Genomic DNA, 6,966 nt, shown 5'->3' on the forward strand with positions numbered 1-6,966 from the left:
GAGGCGGTTGTTCTTGACGAAGCGGCGGCCGACGAAGTGTTTCCTGCCGGAGGCGCGGGTGATCGGTGCGGAGCCCGCGTAGGACTTCAGGGCTCTCGCGTCGGTGAAGCGGCTGCGGTCGTCGCCGATCTCGGCAAGCACCCGGGCGCCGAGCAAGGGGCCCAGGCCGGGGAAGCTGAGCAGGATCTCGCTGTCGGCGTGCTCGCGGAATGCGGCTTCGACGGCCTTCGCGAGGTCGTCCGCGGCAAGGCACGTGGCGTCCAGTTGCCTGAGCAGGGCCAGGAGCTGGTGACCGAAGGCGTCCTCAACCGCCGGAAGCTGGCGGGCGTATTCGGAACGGAAGATGCCCCGCAGCCGCTCGATTTCGGTGTCGAAGGCGCGAGTGCGGCCGCTGCGCTTCAGCCCGGCGCGCAGCTGGGCGAGGGTGAGCTTCGCGGCCTTCGCCGGGGTCGGCGCCATGGTGAGGATGACGCGGGCGTCGGGCCTGGTCAGGCCGCCGTCCTTGCTCTGGAAGGCGTGCAGGGCGGCGGGGTAGTACTCGCGCAGCAGCGAGCGGACCTGATTGGCGACCTGCTGCCGGTTCCAGACCGCGTCCTGCTGAGCGCGGGCCAGCACGGTGATGGCCTGGGCGAGTTCGGAGTCGGCGGGCAGAGGGCGGTGGGCGTGCATGTCGGTGCGCAGGATGTTCGCCAGGACCAAGGCGTCGCCGGGGTCGGACTTCTTGCGGGAGACGCCGTGGCGGTCACGGTAGCGGGCGGCGGCGAGCGGGTTGATCGCGAAGACCTTGCGGCTGCCGGTGCGCAGGGCGGCCACGAGGAGGCCGTGGCTGGTCTCGATGGCCACCGGTATCGGGGTGTCGGGGCTGTCGCCGTGTTCGGCCAGCAGGTCCAGCAGCTTGTTGTAGCCGGCCACGTCGTCGGTGATGCGGGCTTTGGCGAGCAGGGTGCCGGTGTCGTCGACGACGGCGACGTCGTGGTGGGGTCGGCGCGGAGCGCGGTGCCGGGAGTCCTCCCGGTCCGTTTCTCCGCGCCGCCCTCCCGAACCGGACGTGCGAGTTGGCCCCGCATCCGGCTCTCCACAAGCCCCGTTGAGCTGTTGTTCTCCTCAGCTCGTTGCGCTGGGCCAGGGAGACGGGATAGTCGTCCCGCGGGGGCGGCATCGCGTGGTGGCTACCGATCCCGGGTTGAACAGGACAACGTGCCCGTCTCGGGGCCACCATCCACCGTCGCAGAAGCGGCGGCGGAGTTCCTTCCATCCTGCCTTGGGGTGCTTGCGCCGGAGCCATCCGAAGACCTGACGCCAGACAATCATGCGCAGGTATTGGAAGGCCCTGGCGGACACCCCGGGGCGGAAGTAGGCGGTCCAGCCCCGCAGCACCTGGTTGAGCTGATGCAGCAGGACTACCAGCGGCAGGCTGACGTTCATCCGACAGAGCGCCTTCGTCTTGGCCTTGATGGACCGAAGTGCCTTCTTGGCCGGGTAGTTGTAGACGTACTGCCGGTCAGCTCCTCGCTTCTGGTGACGCTGGATGCGCCAGCCGAGGAAGTCGAGGCCCTCGTCGATGTGCGTGATCAGTGTCTTCTCCTCCGACAGCCGCAGGCCGACGGTGGAGAGGACCTCCGCCACTTCGGGAAGCAGTGCTTCCGTGTGAGCTCGGGTGCCCGAGACCAGAATGACGAAGTCGTCCGCGTACCGGATCAACCGGTAGTTGGCCAACCCCTTCCGGCGCCGGGTGAACCGTCGCTTCGGGCTGGTCTGCGGACCGCCCTCGATCTGGGTGAAGTGCTCGTCCAGGACCGAGAGGGCCACGTTGGCCAGCAGCGGCGAGAGGATCCCGCCTTGCGGAGTGCCGGTGACGGTCTCCTTGGGGGTGCCAACCTCGGTGAGGATGCCCGCCTTCAAGAACGCCTTCACCAGCGCGAGCACGCGCTTGTCCCCGATCCGAGCCCGCACCCGGTCCATCAAGGCCGAGTGCGAGATCTCGTCGAAGCACGCCGTGATGTCGCCCTCCAACACCCATTCGTAGGTCTTGGATGCCAGAAAGCGCGTCTCGGCCATCGCGTCGTGCGCCCGCCGGTTGGGGCGGAAGCCGTACGAACACGGAACAAAGTCCGCCTCGAAGATCGGCTCCAGCACCAGCTTCAAGGACGCCTGGACCACCCGGTCGGCCACGGTCGGAATCCCGAGGCGACGCCGCTTGCGCGACCCCGGCTTGGGGATCATCCGTTCCCTGACCGGCACCGGACGGAAGCTGCGGGACTTCAGCTGGTCCCGCAATTCGGCGAGGAATCCTGCCTCGCCGACCCGTTCCCGGACGAAGGCGACGGTCACGCCGTCCACTCCGGCCGAGCGTGCGCCCTTGTTCCCCGCGACCCGCTCCCAGGCCATGGCCAGGAACGCGGGATCACAGACGAGGTTGTACAGATCGTCGAACCGACGATGAGGATCGTCGTTCGCCCAACGGTGCAGCTTGGTCTGGATCTCCAGTACCCGCCACTCGGCCCGAAACGAGCCGGACGGCAGATCACTCGTATTCACCAGCGGTCTCCCGGTATTCCAGTACTTCCACTACCGACTTGCTGGCCCCCTTCGCCATGTGGCCGGCTTTCCCGACCTCGGACTACTACGGAGCCTCCGTCCCGCCCGGTGCCGTCAGCTGACGACGTGCCTGTCCTTCCGCCGCGCTGGCTGCGCGAGGTGAGGACGACACCGGACGGTTCCCACGTTCACCTGAGAGTCGATCGACGGGTGAGGCGCCCAGCTCTACCCCTGCGGCATCGCCACGGCTACGCCGCAGACATTCACCATGGCCTCCAGGCCGGGTCGAACATTTACAACCTGGAGTTCCCCGCTCCGCACACGAAGCAGAGACGCACCGCGACCAGCCCATATCCGCCAGATTTGAGCTGGTGGGCCGTTAAGGGGCATCAGGCACTGGTTCCTCTCGTACACCTTCCCGTCTCGCTAGCCGGACCCGCACCATCTGGCAGTTCTGGCACGTCCCGGCGTTGTCAGGGCTGCTCCCACCCTCCCCGGCGTCTCCCGGATCAGGCTGCCCCCAGCTTCACCCAGCCGCTGCGACGACCAGGAGGCAGAGGTCTCTCACCTCCGCTCGACTTCAAGCGCCTCGTGGCGCACATGGCGTTCCGCCCAGTCGATGCCGCAGAACACGGTCAAGCTGTCCTCCCACATTCGATTGTTCATGCAAGTCACGAGCACATGCGGGTCACGCGGCGCCCTAATCCCAGGACTCGTCGGTCCGCCATCTCAGTAGCCGTTCGCGACACCAGCGCACTTCAGGGGCCTCGATCTGTCTATAGAGCTCTGGGGCTCGCGATGAACAAGAGGTCGACCCTGGAGTGGGCTCGCGCCGTGACGTCAACGTCTGGGCGGCCGCCGTGAGTTTCGTGGTGGTCACGCAGGCACCGGGCCGTGCCGCTCTTGACAGAGGCCTGGCCGGCCGGGGGAAACGGAGGCATCAGCCCGGCGCCCGCGTCACCCCACGAAACTTACGAGTACGCGCATGTCCGCGGTGGTGCGCAGGCTCCGGGCTGTCGCTCTATCGGGAGGCCTCACGGGCCATGGTCGGATCAGACCTTGCCCAGCACCCACGCACCACCGGTCATCGGTGGGCAGCGACGCCGGTCTCAGAGCGAGCCTCGGGGACTAGTACTCCAGCAGGACTTCGCTGTCTGACCTGGTCTTTCGCCGGGTGGCGGGAGTGTAGCGGGACTTCGGTCGTGCGGGGGCGGTCTCACGGAGACCGCCCCTCGATCGTGCGACAACGCCGCAGGTAGTGACAGCGGCGGGCAACTGCTTGGCGTCGGCGGCGCCAGTTCGACCAGCTCAGCGCGTGATGTCGTCCGCGGTGTCCGCTCAGGTGCGGGGGTCGGACACGACAAGCTGCCAGGAGTCGCCGAACCTCCGCCACTGTGAGCTCGATGACCCCGGCCGCCCCACTGGTTGCGCCCCTTTTTCCCAGGACTCGCGTGCCGCGGCGGCCAGGAAGGCGTGCGCGAGCATGGCCAAAGTGATGTGCCGATACCAGCCCACATAGCGGCGAACTTCGTACTGGTCCAGGCCACATTCGTTCTTCGCGGCCTGGAAGCACTCCTCGATCGCCCAGCGTGCCCCGGCGACCCGCACCAACTCCTGGACCGTGGTCTCCAGGGGCGTATAGGCGAGGTAGTAGGCGATCTCGTCGGGCTTGCTGATGCTGCGCCGGGCCAGTGCCCACCGCATCCGGTGGGGGACCTCGCCCTGGTAGTCGAACTCGGTGACGGCCGGCAGCCGCACCGCCGCCCAGTGGTAGACGCGGGGCCCCTTCGCGCCGTCGCCGCATGAGATCTTCTCCCATGCCTCGTTGGGGGCTTGCGCGAACAGACCCTCGATCCGCGAACAGCCCACGCTGAACTGGGACTTGGGGACGGCCAGCACGTAGCCGACACCCGACTGTTCCAGCAGCCGGCGGAACCGGTTGTCCTGACCGTAGGCGGAATCCGCGGTGACCCAGGCGATGGGCAGCGGCGAGGCGAGGGCCCGCAGCACCATGTGCCGGGCCAGTTCGCCCTTGGTGGCGAACTCCCGCTCGTCGGGGATCCTTGCGGTGCGGCAGCGTTCCCGGTCCTCGGTCCAGGACTTCGGGAGGTAGAGCTCGCGGTCGACCAGGGCCCGGCCGCGGGCGGAGGCATAGGCGGCGAAGACGCCGATCTGGCAGTTCTCGGTCCGGCCGGCGGTGCCGGAGTACTGGCGCTGGACCCCGGCGGAGGTGGTGCCCTTCTTGATGAACCCGGTGTCGTCGATGATCAGCACGCCGTCGTTCTCGCCAAGCTTGCCGGCGACGTATTCCTGCAGGTCGTCGCGGATGTCATCGGGCTCCCACTTCGATCCGGCGAGGAGGTGCTGCAGGCCGTCGGGCGTGCGATGGCCGGCCTGTTCGGCCAGCTGCCAGCTGTTCTTTCGTGCTACCGGGGCGAGCAGCCCGCGTACGTAGTCCCGCATGCGGCGGCGGAGCTCGACTCGGCCGAAGCGGTGCCCGATGGTCAGGAAGAGATCGTCCAGTTCGAGGTCCCACTGCGTGGCGGCATACTCGGTGATCACCCTCGGAGGCTGCCCCGCCGCTGTCACTACCTGCGGCGTTGTCGCACGATCGAGGGGCGGTCTCCGTGAGACCGCCCCCGCACGACCGAAGTCCCGCTACACTCCCGCCACCCGGCGAAAGACCAGGTCAGACAGCGAAGTCCTGCTGGAGTATTAGGCACTGTCCGGCGGATCATTGACTGTCGGATTGGGCTCCCATCCCGACCACCACCCAGGCAGAGCCGAGCAGTCGGGGCCCAGAGCGTCCAGGCCGTTCGTAGAGTGGCGCGCTCCACCTTGGCGCCCTGAACCACGACCGCTCCACGGTGTGTAGGTCGAAGGCGGACGGGCTGGGAGCCGGGGCGAGTGGTGGGCGGGGGTGGATTCGGATGTGCACTATCCACGGGCGGCGAAGTAGGCGAGTAGCCCCGCTCCGACTCCCAGGACAACCACCTGCACGAGGCCAGGAACACGCCATCCCAAGGCAAGGAGACCACCGCCAGTGACGAGAGCACCGGCGGCCAGGAGCCACATTCCTCGCAGTGCTTCCTTGGGTGCACTGGGCGGATTGCCACCGTTGTAGTTGTCGGCCCAGCTGGACATCCCGTATTGGATGATCACTAGCCAGGCGATGACCATCAGGTCGATAGCGAGCAGGGCCACGCTCACCCCAACCTGCTCGCCGATCGACGGTTCACCCTCGGGCCTCATAACGACCACCGATCTGTTTTCGGGTGACAGCCTGTTGCTCGCATGCCCCTCAGCATGCTGTTGTGGCGGGCACCACACATGAGCACAGGTACTCAGACCCGGTGTGCTCGGCGGATCATGTGACTTTCCGGCCAGTCGCTCGTTGGTTGGGTCATGGGTCGGGGGGATCTGACGAATCGCGAGTGGTCGCTGCTGGAGCCGCATCTGCCTTCGCCGGGTGGCCGGGGCGGCCGGTGGAACGATCACCGGACCGTGCTGAACGGGATTCTGTTCCGGGTCCGCACCGGTGTTCCGTGGCGTGACCTGCCGGAACGCTACGGCTCGTGGAAGACCGTCTACGAGCGGCATCGCCGCTGGTCGGCGGACGGCACCTGGGACCGGCTCTTGCAGGCGGTCCAAGCCGACGCCGACCTTGCCGGGCGGATCGATTGGGGCATGGTCGGCGTCGACTCGACGTCCTGCCGGGCCCATCAGCCCGCGGCCGGCGCCCGCAAGGCCAAGCCGCGGGTCCCGAAAAAAGGACGACGCCCCGGCACCACCGCCCCGATGAGGGACTCGGACGGTCCCGGGGCGGTCTGACCTCCAAGATCCACCTCGCCGGTGAAGGCGGCTGCCTCCCCATGGCTCTTCTGATCACACCAGGTCAGTGGGGTGACGCCCCGCAGATGATCGAGGTCCTGGACCGGATTCGGGTTCCCCGCCCGCTGGTCGGGCGGCCCCGGACCAGGCCCGATCATGTCAGCGGCGACAAGGCTTACAGTTCCCGCCGCAATCGCCGCTACCTGCGAAGACGGCGCATCAAGCACACGATCCCCGAGCCGAAGGACCAGCGGGCCAACCGCCGGCGCAGAGGCAGCGCGGGCGGCAGACCTGCCGGCTTCGACCGCGAGCGCTACCGGCGGCGCAACGAGGTCGAGCGGACCATCAACCGGCTCAAGAACTCCCGCGCGGTCGCCACCCGTTACGACAAGAGGGCCTACGTCTTCCACGGCACGGTCACCGCAGCGGCAGTCCGCTTATGGCTCCGCCCATGATCCGCCGGACAGTGCCTAGTAGTGCTTGGTCATGTGCGGTCCGTGGTGGCGTGTCTTCTTGATTGGTGTGTCGTTGACCGGGTGTGCTGGGTGGGGAGTTGGCTGCGGTCCGGTGTGATCTGGAGGACTTCGCGGCGGAGAT

At 67.7% G+C, this 6,966-nt stretch carries 4 protein-coding genes and 1 pseudogene; 1 reads left to right on the forward strand and 4 read right to left on the reverse strand.

Annotation, left to right across the window (positions count from 1 at the left end):
* The 4 genes and pseudogenes from RM812_RS40185 to RM812_RS40200 form a co-directional block, all read right to left on the reverse strand.
* Positions 1-978: pseudogene (locus tag RM812_RS40185) on the reverse strand (IS110-like element IS117 family transposase); the annotation flags it as partial.
* A gap of 126 nt (positions 979-1,104) precedes the next feature.
* On the reverse strand, positions 1,105-2,538 hold the full coding sequence (gene ltrA / locus RM812_RS40190; protein ID WP_311585649.1) for a group II intron reverse transcriptase/maturase: 1,434 nt from the start codon (positions 2,536-2,538) through the stop codon (positions 1,105-1,107).
* A 1,338-nt stretch (positions 2,539-3,876) separates the two neighbouring features.
* Positions 3,877-5,100 (reverse strand): IS701 family transposase, encoded by a 1,224-nt coding sequence (locus tag RM812_RS40195; protein ID WP_394816598.1) that lies wholly within the window; start codon positions 5,098-5,100, stop codon positions 3,877-3,879.
* A gap of 375 nt (positions 5,101-5,475) precedes the next feature.
* Positions 5,476-5,748, reverse strand: a complete 273-nt coding sequence (locus RM812_RS40200) for a hypothetical protein (RefSeq protein ID WP_311585651.1) — start codon at positions 5,746-5,748, stop codon at positions 5,476-5,478.
* 195 nt (positions 5,749-5,943) lie between these two features.
* Here RM812_RS40200 and RM812_RS40205 point away from each other — a divergent pair.
* Positions 5,944-6,824 (forward strand): IS5 family transposase gene (locus tag RM812_RS40205; RefSeq protein ID WP_311585653.1). Its coding sequence is split into 2 segments (ribosomal slippage): positions 5,944-6,304 and positions 6,304-6,824, totalling 882 coding nucleotides; the frame shifts between segments, so codons are not numbered across the junction.
* The last annotated feature ends 142 nt before the right edge of the window (positions 6,825-6,966 follow it).

Source organism: Streptomyces lancefieldiae (genome assembly GCF_031845825.1).
In the GTDB taxonomy this organism is placed as follows: domain Bacteria; phylum Actinomycetota; class Actinomycetes; order Streptomycetales; family Streptomycetaceae; genus Streptomyces; species Streptomyces lancefieldiae.